Annotated in this window: 1 pseudogene; it reads left to right on the forward strand. The window is 69.9% G+C overall.

The features are described from left to right. Positions 1–316, forward strand: a pseudogene (locus ACM14_RS30300) (phenylacetate--CoA ligase); the annotation flags it as partial.

Raw genomic sequence — 316 nt, forward strand, 5'->3', positions numbered from 1 at the left:
CGGCATGTTCGCCGTGCCGCGCCAGAAGGTGGCGCGCGTGCATGCCTCCTCGGGCACCACGGGCAAGCCCACGGTGGTGGGCTACACGTTGAATGACATCGACAACTGGGCGAACCTGGTGGCGCGCTCCATCCGCGCGGCGGGCGGGCGGCCTGGCGACATGGTGCATGTGGCCTACGGCTACGGCCTGTTCACGGGCGGCCTGGGCGCGCACTACGGCGCCGAGCGCGCCGGCTGCACGGTGGTGCCCATGTCGGGCGGGCAGACCGAAAAGCAGGTGCAGCTGATCCAGGATTTCCGGCCCGACATCATCATG

The sequence above is a fragment of the Delftia sp. JD2 genome, from assembly GCF_001682645.1.
Classification (GTDB): domain Bacteria; phylum Pseudomonadota; class Gammaproteobacteria; order Burkholderiales; family Burkholderiaceae_C; genus Comamonas; species Comamonas acidovorans.